This is a genomic window from Kribbella sp. NPDC026596 (assembly GCF_040638415.1).
Taxonomy (GTDB): domain Bacteria; phylum Actinomycetota; class Actinomycetes; order Propionibacteriales; family Kribbellaceae; genus Kribbella.
In genome coordinates, this window is the sequence record NZ_JBEZYF010000055.1 from 20,916 (window position 1) to 47,742 (window position 26,827).

A 26,827-nucleotide genomic window follows, 5' to 3' on the forward strand; every position below is an offset into this window, starting at 1 on the left:
GTGGGAATCCCTCGGAAAGGGCTTTCCATATGGCTGACCGGAAGTACCGGATCGCAATCGTCGGCACCGGCGGCATCGCCGCGTCGCATGCTCGCGCAGTGACCTCGCTGCCGGACCGGGCCGAGCTCGTCGCCGGCGTCGACGTCGACCTCGACCGGGCCAAGGCGTTCGCGGGCCAGTGGGACATCCCCGCGGTGTACCCGAGCCTGACCGCACTCCTCGCGGCCGGCGACGTCGACCTGGTCCACCTCTGTACGCCGCCCAGCACGCATGTGCCGTTGGCGGCGGAGTGCCTGGAGGCCGACGTGAACGTGTTCATGGAGAAGCCGCCGACGCTGTCGCTCGACGAGCTGGACACGTTGCTCGAGGCGGAGCGGAAGTCGGCGGCGCAGGTGGCGTGTGTGTTCCAGCACCGGTTCGGGTCCGGTGCGGTGCGGCTGCGGCAACTGCTCGCGGACGGCGTCCTCGGCCGGCCGTTGGTTGCCTTGTGCAACACCGTTTGGTACCGGGACGACGCGTACTTCGCCGTACCGTGGCGCGGGACCTTCGAGGTCGAGGGCGGCGGGCCGACGATGGGGCACGGGATCCACCAGTACGACCTGCTGCTGTCGATCCTCGGTCCGTGGAACAAGGTGACCGCGCTCGCCGCCCGCCAGGCGCGGCCGACGCAGACCGAGGATGTGTCGATGGCGATGGTCACCTTCGAGAACGGGGCGGTCGCGTCGATCGTGAACTCGCTCGTGTCGGCCCGGCAGACGTCCGAGCTGCGCTTCGACTGCGAGAACGCGACCGTCGAGCTCGAGCACCTGTACGGGTACCAGAACCCCGACTGGACCATCACGCCCGCGCCCGGGCACGAGGAGGTCGCCGACGCGTGGTCGACGGACCTCCCCGACGTCAAGAGTGGACATCCCGCGCAGCTGGCGGCGATCCTCGACGCCCTCGATGCCGGTACGCCGGCCCCGGTCACCCTCACCGAGTCCCGCAACACCGTCGAGCTGGCCGCCGCCATCTACGCCTCCGCCTTCACCGACAAACCCATCCACCGCGGCGACCTGACCCAAGGCTCGCCCTACGCTCAACGCATGGGCGGCCCAGGCGCACCCTGGTAACCGAGCTCCGGCGGGAGCTCGAGGTGATGCAGGACGTCCAGTCTCGACACCGCTCTGGTCAGGATGACGTAGAGGCGGTTCAGGCCGCGGGGTTCGGCGGTGACGATCTCGGCGGGCTCGACGGCGATCACGTGGTCGTACTCGAGGCCTTTGGCGAGGCTTGCGGGTACGACGGTGACCCGGCCGTCGCCGTCGGGCGGGACCGTCTCGATCCGCGCGGCCTTGAGTACGTCGGCGAGTGAAGCGATCTGGTGGTCTGCGGCGATCACACCGATCGAGCCTTCCTGGGCGAGGGCTGCTTCGACGGCGGCGACGCAGGCGGTCGGCAGATCGTCGACTCGGCTGACCGCCAGGTGGCCGTCGGAGCGGAACGACGTGGTGGGTGGCACGGAGACCTTGAGTGGCGTGAGCAGTCGGTTGGCGATCTCCACGACCGCCGCCGGGACTCGATAGCCGGTGGTCAGGGCGACGGTTGTTGCCGTCGGCTTCCCGAGGTGTGCTACTTGCGTCGGCCACTCTGTTGCGGCCCAGGGCGTCGTCCCTTGGGCCAGGTCGCCGAGCACGGTGATCGAGCCGTGCTCGCTGCGGCGGGCGATCGCGCGGCACTGCATGGGGGAGAGGTCCTGCGCTTCGTCGACGATCACGTGGCCGTACGTCGGGCCGCGCTCGAGTAGGGCGCTCAGCTCGTCGAGCAGGACGGCGTCGGCGGCGGTCCAGCGAACGCTCTTCGCCTTGCGAGGTCTTGGCCAGGCGATGGCTCGTTGCTCGTCTGACGTGAGGATGCTCGCTGCTGCGGCGGCGAGCTGCTCGGGGTCGCTGAGCAGTTCGGCGAGGACCTCGTCGGTCTTGACGATCGGCCAGACCACCTCGACGTACGGCTTGGCGGCTCGGGCCATCCGGCGTTGCCAGGCGGCGTTGCAGTTCTGGCCGCGCGCTTCGGCTTGTCGTTGGAGCGCGGCGACGATCCGCGCGATCACTCGCTCGCGGCCGAGCAGGTACGCCGGCGTCTCTGCCCGGGCCTCGGTGACCATCTCCTCGAACTCGTGCTGGTTGACCCGCCACTTGTACGAGTCGTCCGCGGCGACCACAGCTTCGTCCGGCCGTTTCACCCTGGCGTAGACGGCGTTGCGCAGTACGTCGGCCATCCGTGGATCGTGTTTGACCGCAGCGGCCGCGGGCTCGTCGGTGCTTCGGATCGCGGTGTCCAGCAACGCGTCGATCGTCGTCTGCTCGACGTCGACCTCGCCGAGGGTCGGCAACACCGCGGAGATGTAATGCAGGAACGCTCGGTTCGGCCCAAGTACGAGTACGCCGGTCCGCTTGAGCCGCGACCGGTGCGCGTAGAGCAGGTAGGCGGCCCGGTGCAGGCCGACCGCCGTCTTGCCGGTCCCCGGTGCACCTTGCACGCACACCGACACCTCGAGGTCGGTGCGCACCAGCGCGTCCTGCTCCGGCTGGATGGTCGCGACGATGTCCCGCATCGGGCCGACGCGAGCCCGCTCGATCTCCCGCCGTACCAACTGACTCGCTCCGGCCAACTGGCTCGCGCCGGCCGGCGTACTGGTGGCCAGGTGCTCGTCCTCGAAGCTGGTCAGTGTCGTTGCCGACCAGCCGAAGCGCCGACGGGTGGCGATGCCGCGCGGTTCGGCCTTGGACGCCTGGTAGAAGGCGGTCGACACCGGCGCGCGCCAGTCGATCACCATCGGCGGCCGTCCGATCGCGTCCGAGATGTGCCGGCGGCCGAGGTAGTAGGTCTGGCGGCTGTGTTCACCAGCAGCGGCGCTGTAGGCGATCAGCCCGAAGAACGGTGGGTTGTCGCCCTCCTCGCCCAGGTCCCGCGCGAGTGTCTTGAGGTAGAACCCGAGCCGCTCGGCCGTGTACCGATCGCCCCAGGTGTCCTCACCGACCACCACGTTCTCCCGCGCGCCGGCCACCATCCGCCGCAACGCTTCCCGGCACCGCTCGGCGTACTCGCGCTCTCCGTTCAGCTCCCGCATCACGCTCCTCGAAAAGTTAACCCGGTCAATCTTCTGACTAAGTTAACATAGCGCCGTGACCGGACTCCGCGCCCGCAAGAAGCAGCAGACCCACGACGCCCTCTCCGAGGCGGCGATCACGCTCTTCCTCGAGCACGGCTTCGACGAGGTCTCGGTCACCGACATCGCCGCGGCCGCCAACGTCTCCAAGCCCACGCTCTTCAAGTACTTCCCGACCAAGCAGGACCTCGTCCTGCATCGCATCGCCGACCACCAGCACGAAGCCGCGCGCGTCGTTCAAGCCGCCGAAGGTTCCCCGATCGAGGCCCTCCGCGACCACTTCCTCGCCGGCCTCGACCGTCGCGACCCGGTCACCGGTCTCAACGACCATCCCGCTGTCCTCGCCTACAACAACCTCGTCTTCACCACCCCCGCCCTCGAAGGCCGGCTGACCCAGTTCGTCGCCAGCGACCAGCAGGCGCTCGCGGTTGCCCTCGGCCATGACCTCCGCGCCGAGATCACCGCGGCCTGCCTGATCTCCGTCCATCAGGTCCTCAGCCGCCGCAACTGGCAGGCGATGAGCTCCGGGACCGCGGCCGACGTCTACCACCCAACGGCTCGGGCTGAGGCCGTCACCGCTTACAACTCCCTGACCGCTGGGCTCTAGGGTGGGGTGGGTGACGGATGTGAGCAGGCGAGTGCTGGTGCTGAACGGGCCGAACTTGGGGCGGTTGGGGTCGCGGGAGCCGGAGAAGTACGGGTCGACGACGTTCGCCGAGTTGGTGGGCGAGTGTGAGAAGGCGGGGGCCGAGCTCGGGCTCGAGGTCGACGTACGGCAGACCGACGACGAAGCCGAGCTGGTCGGCTGGCTGCACGAGGCCGCGGACGGCAAGATCCCGGTAGTGCTGAACCCGGCCGCGTTCACCCACTACTCGTACTCACTGCGCGACGCGATCGCCCAGCGCACGGCTCCGCTGATCGAGATCCACCTGACCAACCCGGCCACCCGCGAGGAGTTCCGGCACACCAGCGTGGTCGCCGGTGTGGCCACCGGCACGATCGCCGGCTTCGGCCTGAACTCCTACCGCCTCGCCCTGCGCGCGCTCACCACTCTTGCGGAGTGAGCTCTCCGGATAACCAAAGTGCCCTTTCGGGCATCTATCCGGGTGAGACGCTGGTGAAACGCGCCTGCGTCACGCTAGGCGTCGGGTCGTACTACCGGCCGTCACCGGTCTGAAGGCTGGCTGAAGGTGCGGGGGCACGATCGGAATCGACGATTTTGGGGGTTCGCGTGACTGCGGATTCGATCCGTTCCGTTCATCAACGCTCTGGGGGAGTGACGAGTATGACGACGCAACACCGTATTCCGGTCTGGGTGAAGGCGCTGGACCCGCTGTCGCAGTTCGGGCTGGTGCATGCGCTCAGGCAGCAGCCGGAGGTCGCGCTGATCAATGATGCCGACCTGGCGGCGCTGCAGCAGAGCCCGGCCGACCAGCGCACCACCCCGCCAGTGGTCGCGTTGGTCGCCGTCGACTCGCTGGACGCCGGGGCCGTGCAGGTTCTCCGGGGGGCAATCCAGCGGGGATGTCGTCGGACGGTGCTGATCGGCAGCACGATCGACGACGACGCGCTGATGACCGCGGTCGAGCTGGGGGTGTCCGGCGTACTTCGGCGTACCGAGGCGACGGCCGACCGCATCGTGCACCTGCTGCAGGCCGCCGCCGCGGGTGACGGCAGCCTGCCGCCGGATCTGCTGGGCCGGTTGCTCGGTCAGGTGTCGCGCATGCAGCGGCATGTGCTGGCACCGCGCGGGTTGTCCCACCCCGGGCTGTCCGACCGTGAGACGCAGGTACTGCGGCTGGTTGCCGACGGCAAGGACACCCAGGAGATCGCCCGCGAGCTGTCCTACTCGGAGCGGACGGTGAAGAACGTCCTCCACGACGTGACCAGCCGGCTGCATCTGAAGAACCGCTCGCACGCCGTCGCCTACGCCCTCCGCGAAGGCCTGATCTAGGAGCCCACGGAGGCTAGGACGGGGGCCGGAGTGGCCGGCGTCTTCCTGGTTCGGCGTACCTGGGCGGTGATGAGGGCGGTTAGGACGATTAGGGCGCCGAGGGCTTGAGTAGAGGTTAGGCGCTGGTCTAGTACTAGCCAGCCGAGGGTGGTTGCCATGACCGGGCTCAGTAGGCCGAGGAAGGTGACGTCGGTGGGGGACAGGTCGCGCAGGCCGCGGAACCAGAGTGCATATGCGACCGCGGAGCCGACGATTGTCAGGTAGGCGTAGCCGGCGAGGTTTTGCAGGGTGAACGCGGGTGGTGCTCCCTCGACCAGGAAGGCGACCGGGAGCAGCACCACGCCGCCGGCGACGAGTTGCCAGCCGGTCGTGGCGAGCAGGGGAGCGGGCGACGCCCAGCGCTTGCTCAGTACGACGCCGAGAGCCATGACGACTGCTCCACCGATCGCCGCAACCACACCCCACGTGTCCAGGTGCGCGTTGGCTCGGAGGACCAGCAGGCCGACACCGAAGATGCCGGCGATCGCAGTGAGGACGGTCCGCAGCGACAGGCGCTCACGCAGCAGTCCGGTCGAGAGCAAGGCAACGAGGAGCGGTTGGATCGCGCCGACTGTCGCAGCCACGCCGCCGGGGAGCCGATAGGCGCCGACGAACAGCAATGCGTTGAACGCCCCGATGTTGAGCGTGCCGAGGATCAGTGAGCGCCACCACCAGTCGCCGCGCGGCAGCGTGCGGGTGATCGCGACCAGGAGGAGCCCGGCCGGCAGTGCCCGAAGCAGGGCGGCGAGCAGCGGACGGTGCGGCGGAAGGAGCTCGGTGGTGACCAGGTACGTCGTACCCCAGAGCAGCGGCGTGATCGCCGTGGTCAGGAGAAGAGCGAGTCGATTGCTTAGCACTAAGATAAAGTATCTCAGTGCTAAGCAAGTTTCAATCCCTCACCGCTAAGCAATCTGGGACTAGGCTGGGAAGATGGCAGATCACGTCGACCTGGTGCTCGAGCAGTGGAGCGAGCAGCGGCCTGACCTCGACGCGTCGCCGATGGGCGTCATCGGCCGGCTGAGCCGCCTCAGCCAACTGTTCGACGGCGAGCTGCGGCGGAACTTCGCCCGGCACGACCTCGACCGGGCGTCCTTCGACGTACTGGCGACCCTGCGCCGCAGCAACTCCGAGCACAGCCTGACGCCGGCCGGTCTGATGCACTCGTCGATGGTGACGTCCGGAGCGATCAGTCAACGGCTTGATCGGTTGGAGGCGCGCGGCCTGGTCACCCGGGCTCCCAGCGAGACCGATGGGCGCGGGGTCCGGGTGACTCTGACCGCCGAGGGGCTGCGGCTGATCGATGCAGTACTCCCGACCCATGTCGATACCGAACATCAACTGCTCGCCGGTTTGTCGGCGGACGAGCAGAAGCAGCTCGCCGGACTGCTGCGGACCTTGCTGGAGTCCCTCGGCGACAAGCGGGACTGAGTCGCCATGGCAGTCCTCCGCAACGACTCGGCGCAGGCGGAGTCGCTGCGGACGGCCCTCGCCCGGCAATTGGTTGCTGAAGGCACCATCCGGGACGAGCGGGTGGCGGCCGCGTTCCGGGCGGTGCCGCGGCATCTGTTCGTCCCGCACGCACCACTCGAGATCGCGTACGCCGACGACGTCGTGCTGATGAAGCGGAGTAAAGCAGGCGTGGTGATCAGCTCGGTCTCACAGCCGAGCATCGTCGCGCTGATGATCGAGCAGGCCGCGATCCGGCCCGGTGACCGCGTGCTGGAGATCGGATCCGGTGGCTACAACGCGGCGCTGCTCCGGGAGCTGGCCGGACCGGGCGGATCAGTGACCACGGTCGACATCGACCCGGAGGTGACCGAGCGAGCGCGGGCGTTGCTGGACCTGGCCGGGTACGCCGATGTCCGGGTCGTGCGTGCCGACGGCGAGTACGGCGTACCCGATGAGGCGCCGTACGACCGGATCGTGGTGACTGTGACGGCGTGGGACATCGCCACGGCCTGGATCGACCAGCTGCGGCCCGGCGGGCGGATTGTCGTACCGCTGCGGGTGCGGGGACAGACGCGGTCGATCGCGTTCGACCGGGTGGGCGGCCATCTGGAGAGCCGGTCGACCACGCTGTGCGGGTTCGTCTCCATGCAGGGCGTGGGCGCGAACTACGAACGGCTGGTTCCGATCGCGGGAGACCGGCTGGGTCTCTGCTTCGACGAGGACCAGGAGATCGAGGCGCATCCGTGCGACGGCGTACTGGCGCAGCCGCCGGAGCAGGTGTGGTCAGGCGTCGTGGTGGACCGGGAGGAGCCACTGCTCGATCTGAACCTCTGGCTCGCGACCACACTGCCCGGGTACTGCGTTCTGTCCGGTGAGCTACCTGGTGTCGCCGCGCCACGCGCGGGAGCGGCGGCGGTGGCAACCGGCGACAGCGTGGCCTACTTGTGCTGCCGTCCCCTCCGGCGTGGTCCGGAGTCGTTCGTGGAGCTCGGGTTCACCGGCTATGGCCCGGATGCGCGTGACCTGATCGACCGGATGATTGATCAGCTGCGGATCTGGGACGTGCACCACCGGCGTGGTCCGGGACCGGCGTTCCAGGTGCATGTGGTCGGCGACGAGCTTCCGCCGGGCTTTCGGATCCCTCGGCGGAACAGTCACATCACCGTCAGCTGGAAGGGGTGACTCCGGGGCGCGGTGGGTTGCGGACCGTCTGCCAGAGCCCGTCGATGTCGGAGCGGTCGTCGGGCTCGGGGGTGTCGACCCAACCGCTGGCCCAGACCTCCTCGTCGCGGTCCAGGTCGAAGATCGACTCGGCGAACGCGGCGGAGCCGACGTACCGCGACTCCTCCTCCGGCTCGGCATCCTCGCCTGATGACGAGCGGCCGGTGCCGGCCGGGGTGACCAGAGCACGGGCGTACTTATGGGCCTCGAGGATGCCCAGGTCCTGCTCGTCGCACAGCAGCCGGATCGCACCGACCTCGTTGCCGTTGCTCATCAGCTGCCGCACCCGGGTGTCGAGGTCCTGCCTCGGCGCGGGAAGGTTGTTCCGCGGCGGGCGGTGCGCGGGCGGCTGGTTCGAGGGCAGCCAGGTCGCCGGCGGCTGGTACTGCTGGACCGGTGCCTGCGCGACCGGAGCGGGCTGCCCGGGGTGTTGCGGCTGAGTGAACTGACCCTGGAACCGGACCGGCTGGTTGCCGCCCTGCTGGGCCTGGATCCGCTCGAGCAGCTTCTGTACGCGCGGGCTCGGCGGACCGCTGGGCTTCGCCGACTGCTGCCTGGCTTTGTTGATCAGGCCCACGACGATCATCACCACGACGAAGATCACGAACCCCGTCATCGCTGCCTCCCGGCACCGGCTTGTCGGTCTGGACTGCCAGCCTACGGCCCACCGGGGCCGCGGAATCGGAGGAAACCGGTGTGAACGCTACAATCCGGTGTTACCGCTGATCGAATTCGAAGGGCATACCCGCGTGGCATCGACGAACGACCTCAAGAACGGCATGGTGCTCGACCTGGAAGGGCAGCTGTGGTCCGTCGTGTGGTTCCAGCACCACAAGCCGGGCAAGGGCGGCGCCATCGTCCGGACGAAGCTGAAGAACGTGCTGTCCGGCAAGGTGGTCGACAAGACCTTCAACGCCGACGTCAAGGTCGATGTGGCCACGGTCGACAAGCGTGACATGACGTACCTGTACAACGACGGCTCGGCGTACGTGTTCATGGACAAGAGCACCTACGACCAGTTGCTGCTGCAGCCCGAGGTGGTCGGCGACGCCGTGCACTTCCTGCTGGAGAACCAGGACGCCATCGTGGCCGTGCACGACGACCTCCCGCTGTACGTCGAGCTCCCGGCCTCGGTCGAGCTCCAGGTCGAGTACACCGAGCCCGGCCTGCAGGGCGACCGGTCCACCGGTGGCACCAAGCCGGCCAAGCTGGAGACCGGCTACACCATTCAGGTCCCGCTGTTCCTGACCACTGGCGAGAAGGTCAAGGTCGACACCCGCACCGGGGACTACCTCGGCCGCGTCACCTCCTGACGACCCGGCGAGAGAGCTGACAACAGAACATGTCTGCCCGTAGCAAGGCCCGCAAGCGCGCACTGGACGTGCTGTTCGAGTCCGAGGTCAGGGGACTGCCGGTCGGCGGCACCCTGGCCGACCGGGTGGCCGACAACGATCCGCCGGTGAACGAGTTCACCGTGGCGCTGGTCGAGGGCGTCGCGAAGCACAGCGAGGTGATCGACGACCTGCTGGAGACCCACTCGGTGGGCTGGTCGCTGGACCGGATGCCCGCGGTCGACCGGAACATCCTGCGGATCGGAACCTACGAACTGCTGTTCGACGACCAGGTGCCGGACGTGGTCGCGGTGAGCGAGGCGGTGGCGCTGGCGCGTGATCTGTCCACCGACGAGTCGCCGGCGTTCGTCAACGGCCTGCTGGCCAGACTGCTGCAGCTGAAGCCCACGCTGGGCGTCTGAGGGACGGAGGGGGCGAGCCCTCCGGGAAACAGGGCCCGGTGACCGTCTCGGTACGGTCCCGGGCCGGCTCTACGTCCCCGTAGTGTGCCGTTGTTCTGGGAGGCGGGCGGCCGTGGGCCAGCTGCTACGAGCCCCGACCGTCTCTGCTGCCTCCTCCGGAGCCGTTAGGCGCCGGCTGCCTCGGACTCCTCGACGTCACCCTTCGCCTCTGGGTTCAGCACACCCCAGGAGATGAAGCGCTCGGTCAGAGTCGTCGGCGACTCGTCGTAGATCACGGCGAGCGTGCGCATGTCGTCCTGACGGATCGACAGCACCTTGCCGTTGTAGTCCCCGCGCTGAGCTTGGATCGTGGCCGCGTACCGCGTCAGCGGACCGGCCTCGCTCGCGTCGAGGTGTTGCAGAGCCTCCAGGTCGAGGATCAACCGGGGCGGAGCAGCGGCCGCAGCCGCCGCGCTGGCCGAGCCAGGAAGCAGTTCACGGATGGGCACGCCGTAGAAATCGGCGAGCTCCGCGAGCTTCTGGACCGTGACGGCTCGATCGCCGCGCTCGTAAGAGCCGACGACGACCGCCTTCCAGCGACCCTTGGACTTCTCTTCCACGCCATGCAGCGACAGCCCTTGCTGCTGGCGGATGGCACGTAACTTGCCACCCAGTGTCTTCGCGTATTCGCTAGGCACGCTGGTTCTTCCCTCCGACTAGTTTCGTCATGTCCGGCCCGCCGGAACGGGCCGGTAGGTGAAACCCCCCTCGATTACACAGAGTAACAATATTCCGGCGGCGAGGCCAGCGTCAAGACGGCGTGTCACATCCGATACCATGTCAAGCGGTCCGAACGTCCTTTAAAGACCCGTCCAGAGAGGCGGGAAAGGAGGAACGGTAGCGATGAGCCCTGCCCAGAGCGCAGAGACTCCAGACGTCGCGCAGCCGCTGACACCAGCGCCGCGGACGGTTCTGGACGCTTCCGACATTTCCCGGGCATTGACCCGGATCGCCCACGAGATCCTCGAGCGCAACCGCGGCGCAGACCCGGTCGTCCTGCTCGGCATCCCCACCCGAGGCGTCGGTCTGGCCGCACGCATCTCCGCCCGGATCGCGGCGGTTGAGGGGCAGAGCGTGCCGACAGGGTCACTCGATGTGACCATGTACCGCGACGACATCGGTCTCAAACCGCCGCGTGGCCTGGAACACACCGACATCCCGCCCGGTGGCATCGACGGCAAGGTCGTCGTCCTGGTCGACGACGTCCTGTTCTCCGGCCGCACCATCCGCGCCGCCCTCGACGCGATCGGCGACATCGGCCGGCCGCGCGCCGTCCAGCTCGCGGTCCTGGTCGACCGCGGCCATCGCGAGCTGCCCATCCGCGCCGACTACGTGGGCAAGAACCTGCCCACCTCGCTGGTCGAGCGCGTCACCGTCCACCTGACGGAGTACGACGGGACCGACGCGGTCCTGATCGCGGACAAGACCACCCCGGGGGTGAAGGCGTGATGAGGCACCTGTTGAGCGCGGGGGATCTGAGCCGGGACGAGGCGAACTTGATCCTGGACACCGCCGAGGAGATGCGGTCGCTGGCCGACCGCCCGATCAAGAAACTGCCCGCGTTGCGCGGGCGCACGGTGGTGAACCTGTTCTTCGAGGACTCCACCCGGACGCGGATCTCGTTCGAGGCGGCCGCCAAGCGGTTGTCCGCGGACGTGATCAACTTCTCGGCCAAGGGGTCGAGCGTGAGCAAGGGCGAGAGCCTGAAGGACACCGCGCTGACCTTGCAGGCGATGGGCGCCGACGGTGTGGTCTGCCGGCACGGATCGTCCGGCGCGCCGCACCTGCTGGCGACCTCGGGCTGGATGACCGGCTCGGTGGTGAACGCGGGCGACGGCACCCACGAACACCCGACCCAGGCGCTGCTCGACGCCTTCACGATGCGGCGGCATCTCGGCTCGCTGGAGGGGCGGCGGATCACGATCGTGGGCGACGTCCTGCACTCCCGGGTCGCCCGGTCCAACGTGCTGCTGCTGTCGACGCTCGGCGCCGACGTGACCGTGGTCGCGCCGCCGACGCTGCTGCCCGTCGACATGACGAGCTGGCCGTGCGCCACGTCGTACGACCTGGACGGCGCGTTGGCCAAGAGCGACGCGGTGATGATGCTGCGGGTGCAGCGGGAGCGGATGAACGACGCGTTCTTCCCGAGCGCCCGTGAGTACACCCGCCGCTACGGGCTCGACGTGCACCGGATGGCGCAGCTGCCGGACGAGGCGATCGTGCTGCACCCCGGCCCGATGAACCGCGGGATGGAGATCAGCGCCGACGTCGCCGACTCGACCCGCTCGGTCATCGTCGAGCAAGTCACCAACGGGGTCGCCATCCGGATGGCGGTCCTTTACCTGCTGCTGTCGGGCAGCAACGAATCCACAGAGGAGCAGACCGCATGACCGCGTACCTGATCACCGGATCGAGCATCATCGGCGGTGAGGTGGCGGATCTGCTGATCGACAACGGCGAGATCGTTGCTGTCGGCACCAACCTCGAGACGCCGGCCGATGCCGAGATCATCGACGCGCAAGGGCTGATCGCGCTGCCGGGGCTGGTCGATCTGCACACGCACCTGCGGGAGCCGGGCCGGGAGGACGCCGAGACGGTACTCACGGGCACCCGGGCGGCGGCGATGGGCGGGTTCACCGCGGTGTTCGCGATGGCCAACACCGATCCGGTCGCCGACACCGCGGGCGTCGTCGAGCAGGTCTGGCGCCTCGGCCGCGAAGCCGGGTACGCCGATGTCTACCCGATCGGCGCGGTCACGGTGGGGCGGCAGGGGACCCAGCTCGCCGAGCTGGGCGCGATGGCGGACTCGGCCGCGCGCGTGCGGGTGTTCTCCGACGACGGCGACTGCGTCTGGGACGCCGCCCTGATGCGCCGCGCGCTCGAGTACGTGAAGGCGTTCGGCGGCACGATCGCCCAGCATGCGCAGGAGCCGCGGCTGACCCAGGGCGCGCAGATGAACGAGGGTGCGCTCTCCGGCGTCCTCGGCCTGACCGGCTGGCCGAGTGTCGCCGAGGAGGCGATCATCGCCCGCGACATCCTGCTGAACGCGCACGTCGGTTCGAAGCTGCACATCTGCCACCTGTCCACCAAGGGCTCGGTGGAGATCGTCCGGGCGGCGAAGCGGCGCGGGCTCGAGGTGACCGCCGAGGTCACCCCGCACCACCTGCTGCTGACCGAGGACCTGGCCGCCTCCTACAACCCGGTCTTCAAGGTGAACCCGCCGCTGCGGACCAAGGCGGACGTCGAGGCGGTCCGCGAGGGGCTGGCCGACGGGACGATCGACATCGTCGCCACCGACCACGCGCCGCACCCGGTCGAGGACAAGGACTGTGAGTGGAGCGCGGCCGCCTTCGGGATGACCGGCCTGGAGACCGCGCTCAGTGTGGTCCAGCACGCGATGGTCGACACGAAGCTGATGACCTGGGCCGACGTGGCCGAGAAGCTCAGCTACCGGCCGGCCGCGATCGGGCAGATCAGCGATCACGGCCGCCCGCTGGAAGCCGGTGCGCCGGCCAACCTGGTGCTCGTGGACCCGTCGGTGGAGAAGGCGGTCGAGCCACGGGAGTCGGCGTCGCTGTCGCGGAACACGCCGTTCGACGGGATGACGCTGCCGGGCAAGGTCATCGCGACGTTCCTGCGCGGTACGCCGACCGTCCTGGACGGAAAGCTGGCCCGGTGAAGGCCTTCCTGGGCATTCTCGGCACTTTGCTGATTCTGGCGGTCGCCTACTACGGCATGCTCCGGGGCTGGCGGAACCGCAAGTCCCGGCAGGCCGACCTGCCACCCCTTCCGCAGGTGCCTGCTGATGACAAGACGAAGGGTGTCGAGGGTGTCTACGTGGCGACCACGACGGCCGGCGACTGGATGGACCGGGTCGCCGTGCACGAACTGGGCGTCCGCAGTACCGCGGACCTGGCCGTCAGCGAGGCCGGCCTGATCTTCCACCGCCAGGGCGCGGCGGACGTGTTCATCCCCGTGGACCATCTGACCGGGGTCCGGACCGACCGTGGCATCGCCGGCAAGGTGACCGCGGAGAAGTCGGGCCTCGTGGTGGTCACGTGGAATCACGACGGCCACGAGCTGGACACCGGCTTCCGGCCCCGCCGCAAGGCCGACACCGCCACCCTGACCGAATCCATCGCGACTCTGATCGGAGCCGAGCAAAGATGAGCCAGCCCGCATTGCTGGTCCTGGAGGACGGCCGGTCGTTCGCCGGTACGTCGTACGGGGCGACCGGGGAGACGTTCGGCGAGGCGGTGTTCACCACCGGGATGACCGGCTACCAGGAGACGCTGACCGACCCGTCGTACCACCGGCAGATCGTCACCCAGACCGCGCCGCACATCGGCAACACCGGGGTGAACGACGAGGACGACGAATCACAGAAGATCTGGGTCGCCGGGTACGTCGTCCGCGATCCGGCCCGGGTGCCGTCGAACTGGCGGGCCACCCGCTCGCTCGACGACCAGCTCAAGGGCCAGGGGATCGTCGGGATCTCCGGGATCGACACCCGGGCGCTGACCCGGCACCTGCGTGAGCGCGGAGCGATGCGGGCCGGGATCTCGACCGAGGTCCTCGACCCACAAGCCCTGCTGGACAAGGTGTTGCAGCAGCCGCCGATGGCCGGTGCCGACCTCGCCGACGAGGTGACCACGGCCGAGACGTACGTGGTCCCGGCCGAGGGCGAGAAGCGGTTCACCGTGGTGGCGCTCGACCTCGGGATCAAGTCGATGACGCCGAAGCGGATGGCCGAGCGTGGCATCGAGGTGCACGTGCTGCCGGCCACCGCGTCGCTGGACGACGTACTCGCGGTGAACCCGGACGGCATCTTCATGAGCAACGGTCCGGGCGACCCGGAGACCACCGAGCACCCGACCACGCTGCTCAAGGAGTTGCTGCAGCGAGGCAAGCCGTACTTCGGGATCTGCTTCGGCAACCAGGTGTTCGGGCGGGCGCTCGGGCTGGGGACGTTCAAGCTCAAGTACGGGCACCGCGGGATCAACCAGCCGGTGCTCGACCGGGCGACCGGGAAGGTCGAGATCACGGCGCAGAACCATGGCTTCGCGGTCGACGCGCCGATCGAGGAGACGGTCGAGACGCCGTACGGGACGGCCGAGGTCAGTCATGTGTCCCTGAACGACAACGTGGTCGAGGGGCTGAGACTCACGGGCAAGGACGGCCGGGTGCTCGCCTTCTCGGTCCAGTACCACCCTGAAGCCGCAGCAGGGCCACATGACTCGGCGTACCTGTTCGACCGCTTCGTAGAACTGATGACTGTCCATTCTGAGCAAATGGAAGGGCGGGCCTGATGCCGCGGCGTACAGACATCGAGTCGGTCCTCGTGATCGGCTCCGGTCCGATCGTGATCGGTCAGGCCTGCGAGTTCGACTACTCCGGCACCCAGGCGTGCCGGGTGCTGCGCGAAGAGGGCTTCCGGGTCGTGCTGGTGAACTCCAACCCGGCGACGATCATGACGGACCCGGAATTCGCCGACGCGACCTACGTCGAGCCGATCACCCCGGAGTACGTCGAGAAGGTGATCGAGAAGGAGCGCCCGAACGCGCTGCTCGCGACCCTCGGCGGTCAGACCGCGCTGAACGCGGCGATCGCCCTGCACGACAACGGCGTACTCGAGAAGTACGGCGTGGAGCTGATCGGCGCGTCCGTCGACGCGATCCAGCGTGGTGAGAACCGCGAGTCGTTCAAGCACATCGTCGAGAAGCTCGGGGCGGAGGTCGCGCGGTCGCAGATCTGCCACACGATCGACGACGTGCTCGGCGCGGCCGGCCAGCTGGGCTACCCGCTGGTGGTGCGGCCGTCGTTCACGATGGGCGGCGTCGGCTCCGGGATGGCGTACGACGAAGCCGACCTGCGCCGGATCGCCGGCGCCGGCCTGCGCGCCAGCCCGACCACCGAGGTGCTGATCGAGGAGTCGATTCTCGGCTGGAAGGAGTACGAGCTGGAGGTGATGCGCGACAAGGCCGACAACGTCGTGATCATCTGCTCGATCGAGAACGTCGACCCGATGGGCGTGCACACCGGCGACTCGGTCACGGTCGCGCCGGCGATGACGCTGACCGACCGCGAGTACCAGGTGATGCGGGACCTGGCCATCGGCATCATCCGCGAGGTCGGCGTCGACACCGGCGGCTGCAACATCCAGTTCGCGGTGAACCCGGCCGACGGCCGGCTGATCGTGATCGAGATGAACCCGCGGGTCTCGCGCTCGTCCGCGCTGGCGTCGAAGGCGACCGGCTTCCCGATCGCGAAGATCGCGGCCAAGGTCGCGATCGGCTACACGCTGGACGAGATCCCGAACGACATCACCCGGCAGACGCCGGCCAGCTTCGAGCCGGTACTGGACTACGTGGTGGTGAAGGTGCCGCGGTTCGCGTTCGAGAAGTTCCCGGCCGCGGACGCCACGCTGACCACGCACATGAAGAGCGTCGGCGAGGCGATGGCGATCGGCCGCAACTACACCGAGGCGCTGCAGAAGGCGCTGCGGTCGCTGGAGAAGCCGGAGGCCCGGTTCTCCTGGGCCGGCTCGCCCGCGACCGATCTCGAACCGTTGCTAGAGGCAATCAAAACCCCGCACGACGGCCGGCTGCGGACCGTCATGGACGCGATCCGGGCCGGTGCGACGCCGGAGCAGATCTTCGACAACACTCGCATTGATCCGTGGTTCGTCGATCAGCTTTACCTGATCCACGAGACCGCGCTGCAGGTCGCGGCCGCGCCACGGCTGACGCCCGAGGTGATCAAGCTGGCCAAGCGCCACGGGTTCTCGGATCTCCAGCTGGCCGAGATCCGCGGGCTGACCGAGGACGTCGTTCGTGGCGTCCGGCAGGCCCTCGGGATCCGGCCGGTCTTCAAGACGGTCGACACCTGTGCGGCCGAGTTCAAGGCCGAGACGCCGTACCACTATTCGTCGTACGACGAGGAGACCGAGGTCGCACCGAGGGATACCCCGGCCGTGCTGATCCTCGGCTCCGGGCCGAACCGGATCGGGCAGGGGATCGAGTTCGACTACTCCTGTGTGCACGCGTCGATGGCGCTGCGCGAGGCCGGCTACTGCACGGTGATGGTGAACTGCAACCCGGAGACGGTCTCGACCGACTACGACACCTCCGACCGGCTGTACTTCGAGCCCCTCACTTGCGAGGACGTGCTCGAGATCGTGTACGCCGAGATGCAGGCCGGCCCGGTCGCCGGAGTGATCGTGCAGCTCGGTGGCCAGACTCCACTCGGGCTTGCGCAGCGGCTCGCGGACGCCGGCGTACCGATCGTCGGGACGTCGCCGGCCGCCATCCACCTGGCCGAGGAGCGGGGTGCGTTCGGCAAGGTGCTCGCGGACGCGGCACTGCCGGCGCCGAAGCACGGTACGGCGCTGTCGGCCGACGAGGCGCACGTGATCGCCGAGGAGATCGGGTTCCCGGTGCTGGTGCGGCCGTCGTACGTGCTCGGGGGGCGCGGGATGGAGATCGTCTACAGCACGGCCGAGCTGAGTGCCGCGCTGGAGCGGCTCGGTGGTGGTGAGGCGTTCGAGCACCCGGTGCTGATCGACCGGTTCCTCGACGACGCGGTCGAGATCGACGTGGACGGGCTGTTCGACGGCGACGAGTTGTTCCTCGGCGGCGTGATGGAGCACATCGAGGAGGCCGGGGTGCACTCGGGCGACTCGTCGTGCGCGCTGCCGCCGATCACGCTCGGGAACGCCGACATCGAGAAGATCCGGAAGTCGACCGAGGCGATCGCGCGCGGAGTCGGCGTCCGGGGTCTGCTGAACGTGCAGTACGCGCTGGCCGGGGACGTGCTCTACGTGCTGGAGGCGAACCCGCGGGCCTCGCGGACGGTGCCGTTCGTGTCGAAGGCGACCGCGACCCCGCTGGCCAAGGCGGCGGCCCGCGTGATGCTCGGGGCGACGGTCGCCGAGCTGCGGGCCGAGGGCATGCTGCCGGCCGTGGGCGATGGCGGCACGCTGCCGACCTCGACGCCGATCGCGGTGAAGGAAGCCGTGATGCCGTTCAACCGGTTCCGGACCATCGACGGTGCGTCGGTCGACACCGTGCTCGGGCCGGAGATGAAGTCGACCGGCGAGGTGATGGGCATCGACGACACCTTCGGTACGGCGTTCGCCAAGTCGCAGGCGGGGGCCTCGCAGCCGTTGCCGGGTACGGGCAAGGTGTTCGTGTCGGTCGCCAACCGGGACAAGCGGCACATGATCTTCCCGGTCAAGCGGCTCGCCGATCTCGGCTTCCAGATCTACGCGACTGAAGGGACGGCGGACGTCCTGCGGCGCAACGGGGTCGAGGCGGTCACGGTCCGCAAGAGCAGCCAGGGCCCCGGCCCGAACGGTGAGCCGACGATCGTCCAGATGGTCCAGGACGGCGAGCTGAACCTGATCGTCAACACGCCGATCGGCATCACGAAGGGCGGTTCGCCGCGGCTGGACGGGTACGAGATCCGGAGCGCAGCGGTGGCGCGCAACATCCCCTGCATCACCACGGTGCAAGGGCTCGCGGCCGCCGTACAGGGGATCGAGGCGCAGCAGGCCGGGGACATCGGCGTACGGTCGCTGCAGGACTGGGTGCCGAGGATCCGCGGTGTATAGGCGGGTTGTGCGGCCGGTCCTGTACCGGCTGGGCAAGGGCGACGCGGAGGTCGCGCACGAGCAGACGCTCGCCGGCCTCCGCCTCCTCGGCCGCGTTCCGGGTGCCGCCGCGGCCGGCGCCCGCCTGTTCGGATCCGCCCTGCCCCGCACGGTCTTCGGCCTCCGGTTCCCCTCGCCGGTGGGTCTGGCGGCCGGGATGGACAAGAACGGGATCGCCTTGCGGTCCTGGCGGGCCGTGGGCTTCGGGTTCGTCGAGGTCGGTACGGTCACCGCGCATCCGCAGCCGGGGAACGAGAAACCGCGGTTGTTCCGGCTCGTCGAGCACGAGGCCGTGATCAACCGGATGGGGTTCAACAACCTCGGCTCCTCGGCGTTGGCCGAGCGGTTGGCGGCGTACGGGCCGTTGGGATATCCGCTGGGGATCTCGATCGGGAAGTCGAAGGTGACGCCGCTCGACGAGGCGGTCGAGGACTATGTCACCTCGCTGCGGCGGCTCTACCGGTACGGCGACTACTTCGCGGTGAATGTGTCGTCGCCGAACACGCCGGGGTTGCGGGAGTTGCAGGACGCCGGGCACCTGCGGGAGTTGCTGACCGCGTTGCGCGACGAGGCGTTGTCGTTGAGCGCCGGTGGGCTGGGCGGGAAGCCGATCCTGGTGAAGATCGCGCCGGACCTCACCACCTCGGCGATCGACGAGCTGTTGCAGGTCTGCACCGACGTCGGCGTCGCGGGGATCATCGCGACCAACACGACCATCGGCCGGCCGGGCGTCTCGGAGCATCCGTTGGCTTCGCAGGCCGGCGGGTTGTCGGGGCGGCCGCTGGCCGAGATCGCGGCCAAGACGGTCGCACACATCCATGCGGAGACGCAGGGCGCACTGCCGATCATCGGGGTCGGCGGCATCCTCGAACCCTCCGACGCCACCCGGCTGTTCGATGCCGGCGCGAGTCTTGTCCAGGTGTACACCGGGCTGATCTACCGCGGGCCTGGCCTCATCCGCCGCATCAACCGAGGACTGACAACCCATGGAGACTGACATGAGGAACGAACCCTTCGGCACCCGGCTGCGGGCCGCCATGGACGCCCGCGGGCCGTTGTGCGTGGGGATCGACCCGCACGCTCACCTGCTCGAGCAGTGGGGCCTGCCGGACACGCCGGAGGGCCTGGCGTCCTTCACGTACGGCGTCGTCGACGCACTCGCCGACCGGGTCGCGGTGTTCAAGCCGCAGTCCGCGTTCTTCGAGCGCTTCGGGTCGGCGGGGATCGCCGTCCTCGAGCAGGCGACGATCCGGCTGCGGGAGGCCGGCGCGCTGGTGATCATCGATGCGAAGCGCGGCGATATCGGGTCGACGATGGCCGGCTATGCCTCCGCGTACCTCGCCGAGAAGGGCCCCTTGGCGTGTGACGCCCTCACCGTCAGCCCGTACCTCGGCTTCGGCTCGCTGCAGCCGGCCATCGACGAGGCGCGCGCGGCGGGTGCGGGTTTGTTCGTCCTCGCGCTGACGTCGAACCCGGAGGGGCCGCAGTTCCAGTCGGCGCGGACGGCCGCCGGTCCGACGGTGGCCGGTGCGGTGCTGGATGGTCTGCGTGAACTGAACACGAGCGACCTCCGTGACGCCGGCCCGGGCGCACTCGGTTCGTTCGGTGCCGTCGTCGGCGCGACCATTGCGTCCACTGACGAGGACCTCGACATCCGCGGCCCGCTCCTGGCGCCGGGTCTGGGCGCCCAAGGTGGCACGGCCGAGGGGCTGACGAAGGTCTTCGGGTCGGCGGTGCGGAACGTCGTACCGGCGAGCTCGCGGGAGATCCTCGGCGCGGGTCCGTCGGCCGGCGCTCTGCAGGATGCGGCGGATCGGGCGAACGACGCGTTCCGGACGGTATTGGGATACTGACAAAGCCGGTCCGGACCGGTAGAATTTGATTTACAGAAACCGCTGAATGGCGCGAAGTAATTTCGCGCCATTTGGTCTGTTTTTCTTGAATTCTGCGGCTTTGGCATGCGACCGTCATTGGCATGCCTACTGATTTCGTGTCCGGCCAGGAGATGAGCCGGCGGTTCTATTCCGAAGCGGTGCGGCCGGTGCTCGACACCGCCTTCCCCGGGTTGCCGCACAGCGCGGCGTTGCTCGGCCGGGGGTCTGAGGTACTGGGGTACGACGATGCGATGTCGTCCGATCACAACTGGGAGCCGCGCGTACAGCTGTTCCTGCGGGACGAGGACCACGTGCGCCACGCGGACGCCGTGACCGAGGCGCTGCGGCAGAAGGTGCCGGCGCGGTTCGCGGATCATGACACCGAATTCGGTGTGTACACGCTGTCCGGGTATTTCCAGCAGGAACTGAACTTCGACCTCGGCCAGGAGATCACTGCCCGGGACTGGCTGACATTCTCCGAACAGAACCTGTCCACGGTCACCGCCGGCGCGGTGTTCCACGACGAGGTCGGGCTGGCCGAGGTGCGGGAAAGGTTCGCCTATTACCCGCGTGATGTCTGGCTCTACCTGCTGGTCGCCGGGTGGTGGCGGGTTCATCCGGAGGTCAACCTGGTCGGGCGGACCGGGTTCGTGGGTGACGAGCTTGGATCGGGGTTGATCGGCGCGCGGCTCGTGCGGGAGCTGATGCACTTGTGCTTCCTGCTGGAGCGCAAGTACGCGCCGTACCCCAAATGGTTCGGTACGGCGTTCTCCCGGTTGTCCTGTGGTCCGTCGCTGGGGCCGATCCTGCGGACCGTGCTGCGGGCGGAGTCATGGCAGGACCGCGAGGCCGCGTTGATGACGGCGTACGAGGAGATCGGACGCAACTACAACTCGTTGCAAATCACGCCGGCGGTGGAGCTCGGGATCGAGCAGATGTGCGGACGGCCGTTCAAGGTGGTCTGGGGTGACTACGTCGGCCCACTCGCCGCTGAGATCAAGGACCCGGCGGTGCGGGAGATCGCTGAGCGCTGGCCGGTCGGCGGGATCGACCAGCTCAGGGAGATCATGTGGCCCGCCCGGTGGCGTGGGCAGCTGCTCGCGGTGTTCGATACAGCTCGGTGAGCAGGTCCACGGCCGTCTGGGTCGCCGGGTGCGGGTCCTGACGGTTCCAGATGAGGTGGACGTCCACCGGTGGTGCGTCGCGGATCGGCCGGTAGACGACGCCGTCGCGCCGGTACTGCGTCGTGGTGGCCTGCGGGGTCAGCCCGATGCAGCGGCCGGACGCGATCGCGGCCAGCCAGTCGTCGACGTCATGGGTGTACTCGATCCGCGGACGCGCGTTCTCGGGCCACAGGTCGATCGTGGTGCTTCCGGTCCGGCGGTCGATCACGAGCGTGTGGTCCTGGAGCTGCGCGAGGGTCAGCGTTCGCTTCCGGGCCAGTGGGTCGTCGGCGGGCAGAACGCCGTACCGCTGCTCCTGGGTGAGGAGGACGTGGGCGAACCGCTTGAGGTCGAGGTGCGACCTCACCACCGCGAGGTCGCACAGCCCTTCCGCCAGGCCACCAGTTGCCGTATTCGTCCGGACGAACTGCAGTTCGATGCCTGGATGCTCGGCGGCCCACCGCCGTTGGAACTCCGTTGTGTGCGATCCCAGCGCCGACCATGCATGCCCGATCCGCAACCGCGTGTGTCCGCTGGTCGCCTCGGTCACCAGTTCGTCGACCTCGGCCAGGATGTGCCGCGCTCGCGCCAGGACCCGAACCCCGGCGCTGGTGGGCGTCACTGACCGGCTGGTCCGATGCAGCAGCTGTACGCCGAGCTCCCGCTCCAACGCGAGCAGGTTCCGCGAGACCGCGGCCTGCGAAATCCCGAGCTCGATCGCCGCGTCGGTGAACGTCCCCGCGTCCACGATCCCCACGAGGCACCGCAACTGCCGGATATCCATGACTCCAGCGTATAGATAACGCCTTCGATGCATTTTGTGCAGGCGACCGTGGACCGGACCCTCTGAGCATGAGGCGAGACCGGTTGGCCGGCATGGTGATGATGCTCGGGAGTGGACTCTCGACGCAGGTGGGTGCTTCGGTCGCGGCGCTGGCGTTCCCGGTGATCGGGCCGGTGGGCGTGGTGGCGATCAGGCAGTGGGTGGCGGGCGCGGTGCTGCTCGCGGTCGGGCGGCCGCGGCTGCGATCCATCACGGCCCGGCAGTGGCGGCCGGTGCTGGGGCTGGCGGCCGTGTTCGCGGTCATGAACGTGTCGCTGTACACGGCGATCGACCGGGTCGGGCTGGGGCTGGCGGTGACGCTGGAGTTCCTCGGCCCGCTGGCGGTTGCGTTGCTGGCATCGCGACGGGTGCTCGATCTGCTGTGTGCGCTCGCGGCCGCACCGGCGGTGGTGCTGCTGACCCGGCCGCAGGCGACGACGGACTACCTGGGCGTGGGGCTCGGGCTGCTGGCCGCGGTCTGCTGGGCCTGCTACATCCTGCTGAACCGGGCCGTCGGCCGGGAGTTGCCGGGGGCAACCGGTTCGGCCGCCGCCGCGGGGGTGTCCGGGCTCGTCTACATCCCGATCGGTGTGATCATGCTCTGGCACCATCCGCCGACGCTCGCGGCCGCGTCGTACGCGTTGGTCGCGGGGGTGCTGTCGTCGGCGGTCCCGTTCCTGGTCGACCTGCTCACCCTGCGCCGGGTGACGGCGCAGTTCTTCGGGGTGTTCATGAGCGTCAACCCGGTACTCGCGGCGCTCGTCGGGCTCGTCGTCCTCGATCAGCACCTCGGTCCGCTCGACTGGCTGGCGATCGGGGTGATCGTGTCCGCCAACGCGGTCGCGATCTCGTTCGGTGGCAGGGCGGACGCCGTACCTCAAGTGAGCTCGAACGACGCGGCAGATCACAGCCTGGTTCCAGTCGGGGCGTGCGATGTTGTTCACGGCGTGCCCGACGGGCTCGTGACCCCGCGGTTCGGAAAGGTGTCGGCGGACGGGGAGCGACGGTCTTCCCGCGCGACACAGTAAGGAACCGAATTGCGTAAGGTGGCGGCCATCGCGGCGGCAGTGACCATGGGCGTCGGCATGCTGACGGCCTGCTCGGGCGGCGACTACTGCGGCGAGCTGAAGACCTATGCCGACGCGGCGAAGGACCTCGATATCAAGGACTCCGGTGCGGTCGGCAAGATGCTCGACCAGGCGAAGTCGGTGTCGAAGGCGGCGCCGGACGACCTGAAGGACGACTGGAAGGTCGTCATCGACTACGCCGAGAAGGCGGTCGACGCCAAGGGCGACACGGGCAAGCTGACCGAGCTGGCCAAGAACGACGGCGACAAGATCAAGCCGGCCATGGACGCGATCACCAAGCAGGCCAAGGACACCTGCAAGGTCGACCTCGAAGGCTGACCCGGCCAGGGCGGCGGCCGTCCCCGCCGCCCTCGCAGGATTCCCGTGACAAAGGTTGCGGAATGTATTCGTTTCGGATCATTTGGTGACCACCGGTAGTGTCGGACCGATGAAGCGCACACTCGCCCTCGCCCTGACCGTGATCGCCGGTGCCGCGACATTGACCGCCTGCACCGATGAACAGGCCTACTGCGTGGACCTGGCCAAGTACGCCGCGAGCGCGGTGAACGTCGACCCGCAGAAGCCGGCCGACTACGTGAAGATCCTCGACGACGCGAAGAAGCTGCAGGAGTCCGCGCCGGACGGTGTGAAGGACGATTGGGCAGTCGTGGTGGCGTTCGCCGAGAAGGCGAAGAAGGCCGGCTCGGACCGGGTCGAGCTGGCTCAGCTGAGCAAGGAGACCGGCGGTGTGATGACGGCGTACAAGGCCATCACCACGCACGCCAAGGACTCCTGCAAGGTCGACGTCCCCGCGCTCAACTAAGCGCTGGATTGAGCCCTGGATCGGCCCTGACACGGTCGATCCGGGCAGGTTCCGGGGCCTGGTTCGGCCTCATCGCCGCGCTGGGGGCTTGTGCCGCCCGTACCCGTGTTAGGTTCCCTTGCGAAGCCATACAACGGGACAGGTGAGACGGTGCCACTTCCTACTTTGACCCCGGAGCAGCGAGCGGCGGCTCTGGACAAGGCCGCGGCGGCGCGGCGTGAGCGAGCCGAGATCAAGAATCGGATCCGGCATTCGGGAGCGTCTCCGACGGAGGTGCTCCACGAGGGGCAGAAGAACGACGTGATCGGCAAGATGCGGGTCAGTGCGCTGCTGCAGTGCATCCCCGGCGTCGGCAAGGTCCGCGCCCAGCAGATCATGGAGCGGGCGGGAATCTCGGAGACGCGGCGGGTGCGCGGCCTCGGTTCGAACCAGATTGCCGCGCTCGAGCGCGAATTCGCCGAGTGAGCCAAACCGAAATCCTGACCGGCTCGTTGGACACTGGTGTGACGATGACCACGCACGCGAAGAACACGACGAACGAGCCGGCGACAGGAGGACCCACGGCCGCCGGTGGTCCGCCCGCGCGGCTGACTGTGCTGGCCGGCCCCACGGCGGTGGGGAAGGGGACGGTCGCGGCGGAGATCCGCGAGCGGTTCGGCGACATCTGGATCTCGGTGTCGGCGACGACCCGCAAGCCGCGGCCGGCCGAGGTGCACGGTGTGCACTACCTGTTCGTGTCCGATGACGAGTTCGACCGGATGATCGCCGACGGCGAGCTGCTGGAGTGGGCGGTCGTCCACAAGGCGGCCCGGTACGGGACGCCGAAGCAGCCGGTGCTCGACAAGCTCGCCGAGGGCCGGCCCGCGCTGCTGGAGATCGACCTGCAGGGCGCCCGCCAGGTCCGCGAGACGATGCCGGAGGCGCAGTTCGTCTTCCTGGCCCCGCCGAGCTGGGACGAACTGGTCCGCCGGCTGGTCGGCCGGGGCACCGAGACGGCCGAGGAGCGGGAGCGCCGGCTGGAGACCGCGACGCTCGAGCTGGCCGCCGAGAAGGAGTTCGACGTGACGATCGTGAACGCGTCGGTTCGGGAAGCCGCTGATCAGTTGGTAAAGTTGATTCGATCACCCTCCATCTCTGGAAAGAGCTGACCTTGTCTGGCAACAACCAGCCCGTCGCCATCGGCATCACCTCTCCGCCGATCGACGACCTGCTCACCCGCACCGACTCCAAGTACAAGCTGGTGCTGTACTCGGCCAAGCGGGCGCGGCAGATCAACGCTTACTACTCCCAGCTCGGCGAAGGCCTGCTGGAGTACGTCGGGCCGCTGGTCGAGACGCACGTGCAGGAGAAGCCGCTGTCGATCGCGATGCGCGAGATCAACGAGGGCGTGCTGACCTGCACCGACATCGACCCCGAGGCGGAGGCGGAAGCCGCTGCCGCGGAGAAGTCCGAGTAGCGTTCACACCGACCGGGAACGGAGTCCCAGCTGATGTCCGCAACCGGTGACCAGACCCCCGAGGCCGTTCCTGGCCCGGGGGCTTCTGTGGTTCCCGCGAAGGCCCGGCCGAACGTCGTCCTGGGCGTCGGTGGCGGCATCGCGGCGTACAAGGTCTGTGATCTGCTGCGGCGGCTGACCGAGTCCGGACACAGCGTGCGGGTGGTGCCGACGGCGGCCGCGCTCGAGTTCGTCGGGGCGGCGACCTGGGCGGCGCTGTCCGGGCAGCCGGTGACCGCTGACCCCTTCGACAACGTGGAAGAGGTCCCGCACGTCCGGATCGGCAAGGCGGCTGAGCTCGTCGTGGTGGCTCCGGCGACGGCCAACCTGATCGCCAAGGCCGCGCACGGCCTGGCCGACGACCTGCTCACCAACACACTCCTGACCGCCCGCTGCCCGATCCTGTTCGCGGCCGCGATGCACACCGAGATGTGGGAGCACCCGGCGACGCAGGCGAACGTGGAGACCCTGCGGTCCCGCGGGATCACTGTGCTCGACCCGGCAGTCGGCCGGCTCACCGGCGCCGACACCGGTCGTGGACGCTTGCCGGAGCCGTCCGAGATCTTCGCGATCAGCCAGCTCATGCTTGCCGACGAGGCGGCCCGCGCCGCCGGTCAGTCGGTTGCCGACCTGACCGGCAAGCAGGTCCTGATCAGCGCCGGCGGGACCCGTGAACACCTCGACCCGGTCCGCTACCTCGGCAACTCCTCGTCCGGTAAGCAGGGGTACGCGCTGGCCCGGATCGCGGCCGCCCGCGGCGCCAAGGTCACGCTGGTCGCGGCGAACTCCGAGCTGCCCGACCCGGCCGGCGTGCAGGTGGTCCCGGTGACCAGCACCCGCGACCTGTACGACGAGATCACCGGCCGCGCGGGTGACGCGGACGCGATCGTGATGGCGGCGGCCCCGGCCGACTTCCGCCCGGCCGACGTCGCCGAGCACAAGATCAAGAAGACCGCCGACGGCTCGGTCCCCGCGGTCAACCTGGTGCAGAATCCCGACATCCTGCAGACCGTTTCGCACGATCGCGCCCGCGCCGAGCAGGTGATCGTCGGCTTCGCCGCGGAGACCGGCGACGCGGAACACAGCGTGCTGGAGCTCGGCCGCGCCAAGCTCGAGCGCAAGGGCTGCGACCTGCTGGTCGTGAACGACGTCTCCGGCGGCAAGGTCTTCGGCAGCGATCTGAACGAGGCCGTCATCCTCGACCGCAAAGGCAGCGCCCTTCCGGTCCCGTCCGGCTCGAAGGACGCCCTGGCCGGCGTCATCTGGAACCTGGTCGCCGCCCACTGGCACTAAGAGGACAGAAGCTGTCCTCTTCAGGCTCTAGCGTCA

General features: G+C 68.8%; 29 protein-coding genes. 24 read left to right on the plus strand and 5 right to left on the minus strand.

All coding sequences use genetic code 11. The features are described 5' to 3' along the window. The first annotated feature begins 29 nt into the window (after nt 1–29). Complete coding sequence (locus tag AB0E63_RS33850) at nt 30–1,112, plus strand: Gfo/Idh/MocA family oxidoreductase (protein WP_360375244.1); 1,083 nt, start codon at nt 30–32, stop codon at nt 1,110–1,112. Here AB0E63_RS33850 and AB0E63_RS33855 read toward each other — a convergent pair. Beyond that, on the minus strand, nt 1,079–3,109 hold the full coding sequence (locus tag AB0E63_RS33855; RefSeq protein WP_360375246.1) for a UvrD-helicase domain-containing protein: 2,031 nt from the start codon (nt 3,107–3,109) through the stop codon (nt 1,079–1,081). The genes AB0E63_RS33850 and AB0E63_RS33855 overlap by 34 nt on opposite strands. A gap of 55 nt (nt 3,110–3,164) precedes the next feature. Between AB0E63_RS33855 and AB0E63_RS33860 the strand changes: the two genes are divergently transcribed. From AB0E63_RS33860 to AB0E63_RS33870, 3 genes are all read left to right on the plus strand, one after another. Then, nucleotides 3,165–3,755 carry a TetR family transcriptional regulator gene (locus tag AB0E63_RS33860; protein WP_360375248.1) on the plus strand — a complete coding sequence of 197 codons (591 nt, stop codon included), beginning with the start codon at nt 3,165–3,167 and terminating at the stop codon, nt 3,753–3,755. A gap of 19 nt (nt 3,756–3,774) precedes the next feature. After that, entirely contained in the window at nt 3,775–4,212 is a 438-nt protein-coding gene (aroQ, locus tag AB0E63_RS33865; RefSeq protein WP_360375318.1) for a type II 3-dehydroquinate dehydratase, read from the plus strand. Between the two features lie 221 nt (nt 4,213–4,433). After that, on the plus strand, nt 4,434–5,102 hold the full coding sequence (locus AB0E63_RS33870) for a response regulator transcription factor (protein WP_360375250.1): 669 nt from the start codon (nt 4,434–4,436) through the stop codon (nt 5,100–5,102). Here the strand turns inward: AB0E63_RS33870 and AB0E63_RS33875 are convergent. Then, the gene (locus AB0E63_RS33875) at nt 5,099–5,998 is read right to left on the minus strand and encodes an EamA family transporter (protein ID WP_360375252.1); all 900 of its coding nucleotides are present in this window, start codon (nt 5,996–5,998) and stop codon (nt 5,099–5,101) included. The two genes, AB0E63_RS33870 and AB0E63_RS33875, sit on opposite strands and share 4 nt — an antisense overlap. 73 nt (nt 5,999–6,071) lie before the next feature. On the opposite strand from AB0E63_RS33875, the gene AB0E63_RS33880 reads away from it, so the two are divergent. After that, nucleotides 6,072–6,569 carry a MarR family transcriptional regulator gene (locus AB0E63_RS33880; protein WP_360375254.1) on the plus strand — a complete coding sequence of 166 codons (498 nt, stop codon included), beginning with the start codon at nt 6,072–6,074 and terminating at the stop codon, nt 6,567–6,569. 6 nt (nt 6,570–6,575) lie between these two features. Further along, nucleotides 6,576–7,772 (plus strand): methyltransferase, FxLD system, encoded by a 1,197-nt coding sequence (gene fxlM / locus AB0E63_RS33885; protein ID WP_360375256.1) that lies wholly within the window; start codon nt 6,576–6,578, stop codon nt 7,770–7,772. Here the strand turns inward: fxlM and AB0E63_RS33890 are convergent. Continuing rightward, nucleotides 7,756–8,427: a hypothetical protein gene (locus AB0E63_RS33890; RefSeq protein ID WP_360375258.1), complete on the minus strand. Its 672-nt coding sequence runs from the start codon at nt 8,425–8,427 to the stop codon at nt 7,756–7,758. The two genes, fxlM and AB0E63_RS33890, sit on opposite strands and share 17 nt — an antisense overlap. A 133-nt stretch (nt 8,428–8,560) precedes the next feature. On the opposite strand from AB0E63_RS33890, the gene efp reads away from it, so the two are divergent. Both efp and nusB read left to right on the plus strand, forming a co-directional pair. Then, the gene (efp, locus tag AB0E63_RS33895) at nt 8,561–9,124 is read left to right on the plus strand and encodes an elongation factor P (protein WP_360375260.1); all 564 of its coding nucleotides are present in this window, start codon (nt 8,561–8,563) and stop codon (nt 9,122–9,124) included. A 29-nt stretch (nt 9,125–9,153) separates the two neighbouring features. Then, nucleotides 9,154–9,564, plus strand: a complete 411-nt coding sequence (gene nusB, locus AB0E63_RS33900) for a transcription antitermination factor NusB (protein ID WP_360375262.1) — start codon at nt 9,154–9,156, stop codon at nt 9,562–9,564. A 164-nt stretch (nt 9,565–9,728) separates the two neighbouring features. Here the strand turns inward: nusB and AB0E63_RS33905 are convergent, their stop codons facing one another. Then, nucleotides 9,729–10,241, minus strand: coding sequence for a transcriptional regulator (locus AB0E63_RS33905; RefSeq protein WP_026163359.1), 513 nt, complete (start codon nt 10,239–10,241; stop codon nt 9,729–9,731). A gap of 205 nt (nt 10,242–10,446) precedes the next feature. On the opposite strand from AB0E63_RS33905, the gene pyrR reads away from it, so the two are divergent. The 9 genes from pyrR to AB0E63_RS33950 all read left to right on the plus strand — a co-directional run bounded on the left by pyrR (nt 10,447) and on the right by AB0E63_RS33950 (nt 21,251). Continuing rightward, a complete protein-coding gene (gene pyrR, locus AB0E63_RS33910) occupies nt 10,447–11,052 on the plus strand; it encodes a bifunctional pyr operon transcriptional regulator/uracil phosphoribosyltransferase PyrR (protein WP_360375264.1) in 606 nt (201 codons plus the stop codon). Then, a complete protein-coding gene (locus AB0E63_RS33915; RefSeq protein ID WP_360375266.1) occupies nt 11,052–11,993 on the plus strand; it encodes an aspartate carbamoyltransferase catalytic subunit in 942 nt (313 codons plus the stop codon). The genes pyrR and AB0E63_RS33915 overlap by 1 nt, the downstream gene beginning before the upstream one ends. Beyond that, nucleotides 11,990–13,282 (plus strand): dihydroorotase, encoded by a 1,293-nt coding sequence (locus tag AB0E63_RS33920; RefSeq protein WP_360375268.1) that lies wholly within the window; start codon nt 11,990–11,992, stop codon nt 13,280–13,282. Before AB0E63_RS33915 ends, AB0E63_RS33920 begins: the two co-directional genes overlap by 4 nt. After that, nucleotides 13,279–13,773, plus strand: coding sequence for a hypothetical protein (locus AB0E63_RS33925; RefSeq protein WP_360375270.1), 495 nt, complete (start codon nt 13,279–13,281; stop codon nt 13,771–13,773). The genes AB0E63_RS33920 and AB0E63_RS33925 overlap by 4 nt, the downstream gene beginning before the upstream one ends. Then, nucleotides 13,770–14,912 carry a glutamine-hydrolyzing carbamoyl-phosphate synthase small subunit gene (carA, locus tag AB0E63_RS33930; protein ID WP_360375272.1) on the plus strand — a complete coding sequence of 381 codons (1,143 nt, stop codon included), beginning with the start codon at nt 13,770–13,772 and terminating at the stop codon, nt 14,910–14,912. Before AB0E63_RS33925 ends, carA begins: the two co-directional genes overlap by 4 nt. Beyond that, the gene (gene carB, locus AB0E63_RS33935; RefSeq protein WP_360375274.1) at nt 14,912–18,214 is read left to right on the plus strand and encodes a carbamoyl-phosphate synthase large subunit; all 3,303 of its coding nucleotides are present in this window, start codon (nt 14,912–14,914) and stop codon (nt 18,212–18,214) included. The genes carA and carB overlap by 1 nt, the downstream gene beginning before the upstream one ends. Beyond that, entirely contained in the window at nt 18,207–19,250 is a 1,044-nt protein-coding gene (locus tag AB0E63_RS33940; protein ID WP_360375276.1) for a quinone-dependent dihydroorotate dehydrogenase, read from the plus strand. The genes carB and AB0E63_RS33940 overlap by 8 nt, the downstream gene beginning before the upstream one ends. A 1-nt stretch (nt 19,251) precedes the next feature. Further along, a complete protein-coding gene (gene pyrF / locus AB0E63_RS33945; RefSeq protein ID WP_360375278.1) occupies nt 19,252–20,106 on the plus strand; it encodes an orotidine-5'-phosphate decarboxylase in 855 nt (284 codons plus the stop codon). 122 nt (nt 20,107–20,228) lie between these two features. Then, the gene (locus tag AB0E63_RS33950; RefSeq protein WP_360375280.1) at nt 20,229–21,251 is read left to right on the plus strand and encodes a DUF4037 domain-containing protein; all 1,023 of its coding nucleotides are present in this window, start codon (nt 20,229–20,231) and stop codon (nt 21,249–21,251) included. On the opposite strand, the gene AB0E63_RS33955 is transcribed toward AB0E63_RS33950, so the two are convergent. Then, nucleotides 21,193–22,074 (minus strand): LysR family transcriptional regulator, encoded by an 882-nt coding sequence (locus tag AB0E63_RS33955; protein WP_360375282.1) that lies wholly within the window; start codon nt 22,072–22,074, stop codon nt 21,193–21,195. The genes AB0E63_RS33950 and AB0E63_RS33955 overlap by 59 nt on opposite strands. Before the next feature lie 68 nt (nt 22,075–22,142). Here AB0E63_RS33955 and AB0E63_RS33960 point away from each other — a divergent pair, with 68 nt between their 5' ends. The 7 genes from AB0E63_RS33960 (at nt 22,143) to coaBC (ending at nt 26,791) form a co-directional block, all read left to right on the plus strand. Next, nucleotides 22,143–23,141 (plus strand): EamA family transporter, encoded by a 999-nt coding sequence (locus tag AB0E63_RS33960; protein ID WP_360375284.1) that lies wholly within the window; start codon nt 22,143–22,145, stop codon nt 23,139–23,141. A gap of 18 nt (nt 23,142–23,159) precedes the next feature. Further along, the gene (locus AB0E63_RS33965; protein WP_360375320.1) at nt 23,160–23,519 is read left to right on the plus strand and encodes a hypothetical protein; all 360 of its coding nucleotides are present in this window, start codon (nt 23,160–23,162) and stop codon (nt 23,517–23,519) included. A gap of 109 nt (nt 23,520–23,628) precedes the next feature. After that, nucleotides 23,629–24,003: a hypothetical protein gene (locus AB0E63_RS33970; protein ID WP_360375286.1), complete on the plus strand. Its 375-nt coding sequence runs from the start codon at nt 23,629–23,631 to the stop codon at nt 24,001–24,003. Nucleotides 24,004–24,153: 150 nt separating this feature from the next. Continuing rightward, on the plus strand, nt 24,154–24,468 hold the full coding sequence (mihF, locus tag AB0E63_RS33975) for an integration host factor, actinobacterial type (protein ID WP_360375288.1): 315 nt from the start codon (nt 24,154–24,156) through the stop codon (nt 24,466–24,468). Next, nucleotides 24,465–25,151, plus strand: coding sequence for a guanylate kinase (gmk, locus tag AB0E63_RS33980; protein ID WP_360375290.1), 687 nt, complete (start codon nt 24,465–24,467; stop codon nt 25,149–25,151). The genes mihF and gmk overlap by 4 nt, the downstream gene beginning before the upstream one ends. 2 nt (nt 25,152–25,153) lie before the next feature. Further along, a complete protein-coding gene (gene rpoZ, locus AB0E63_RS33985) occupies nt 25,154–25,459 on the plus strand; it encodes a DNA-directed RNA polymerase subunit omega (protein WP_360375292.1) in 306 nt (101 codons plus the stop codon). A gap of 33 nt (nt 25,460–25,492) precedes the next feature. Beyond that, complete coding sequence (coaBC, locus tag AB0E63_RS33990; RefSeq protein WP_360375294.1) at nt 25,493–26,791, plus strand: bifunctional phosphopantothenoylcysteine decarboxylase/phosphopantothenate--cysteine ligase CoaBC; 1,299 nt, start codon at nt 25,493–25,495, stop codon at nt 26,789–26,791. Nucleotides 26,792–26,827 lie beyond the last annotated feature (36 nt).

Coding starts and splice junctions, on each gene's coding strand:
- nusB (WP_360375262.1), top strand. CDS start 9,154: ATGTCTGCCCGTAGCAAGGCCCGCAAGCGCGCACTGGACGTGCTGTTC.
- AB0E63_RS33960 (WP_360375284.1), top strand. CDS start 22,143: ATGAGGCGAGACCGGTTGGCCGGCATGGTGATGATGCTCGGGAGTGGA.
- pyrR (WP_360375264.1), top strand. CDS start 10,447: ATGAGCCCTGCCCAGAGCGCAGAGACTCCAGACGTCGCGCAGCCGCTG.
- carA (WP_360375272.1), top strand. CDS start 13,770: ATGAGCCAGCCCGCATTGCTGGTCCTGGAGGACGGCCGGTCGTTCGCC.
- pyrF (WP_360375278.1), top strand. CDS start 19,252: ATGAGGAACGAACCCTTCGGCACCCGGCTGCGGGCCGCCATGGACGCC.
- fxlM (WP_360375256.1), top strand. CDS start 6,576: ATGGCAGTCCTCCGCAACGACTCGGCGCAGGCGGAGTCGCTGCGGACG.
- AB0E63_RS33970 (WP_360375286.1), top strand. CDS start 23,629: ATGAAGCGCACACTCGCCCTCGCCCTGACCGTGATCGCCGGTGCCGCG.
- AB0E63_RS33950 (WP_360375280.1), top strand. CDS start 20,229: ATGCCTACTGATTTCGTGTCCGGCCAGGAGATGAGCCGGCGGTTCTAT.
- AB0E63_RS33915 (WP_360375266.1), top strand. CDS start 11,052: ATGAGGCACCTGTTGAGCGCGGGGGATCTGAGCCGGGACGAGGCGAAC.
- coaBC (WP_360375294.1), top strand. CDS start 25,493: ATGTCCGCAACCGGTGACCAGACCCCCGAGGCCGTTCCTGGCCCGGGG.
- AB0E63_RS33870 (WP_360375250.1), top strand. CDS start 4,434: ATGACGACGCAACACCGTATTCCGGTCTGGGTGAAGGCGCTGGACCCG.
- AB0E63_RS33955 (WP_360375282.1), bottom strand. CDS start 22,074: ATGGATATCCGGCAGTTGCGGTGCCTCGTGGGGATCGTGGACGCGGGG.
- AB0E63_RS33880 (WP_360375254.1), top strand. CDS start 6,072: ATGGCAGATCACGTCGACCTGGTGCTCGAGCAGTGGAGCGAGCAGCGG.
- AB0E63_RS33920 (WP_360375268.1), top strand. CDS start 11,990: ATGACCGCGTACCTGATCACCGGATCGAGCATCATCGGCGGTGAGGTG.
- AB0E63_RS33890 (WP_360375258.1), bottom strand. CDS start 8,427: ATGACGGGGTTCGTGATCTTCGTCGTGGTGATGATCGTCGTGGGCCTG.
- carB (WP_360375274.1), top strand. CDS start 14,912: ATGCCGCGGCGTACAGACATCGAGTCGGTCCTCGTGATCGGCTCCGGT.
- AB0E63_RS33855 (WP_360375246.1), bottom strand. CDS start 3,109: ATGCGGGAGCTGAACGGAGAGCGCGAGTACGCCGAGCGGTGCCGGGAA.
- AB0E63_RS33850 (WP_360375244.1), top strand. CDS start 30: ATGGCTGACCGGAAGTACCGGATCGCAATCGTCGGCACCGGCGGCATC.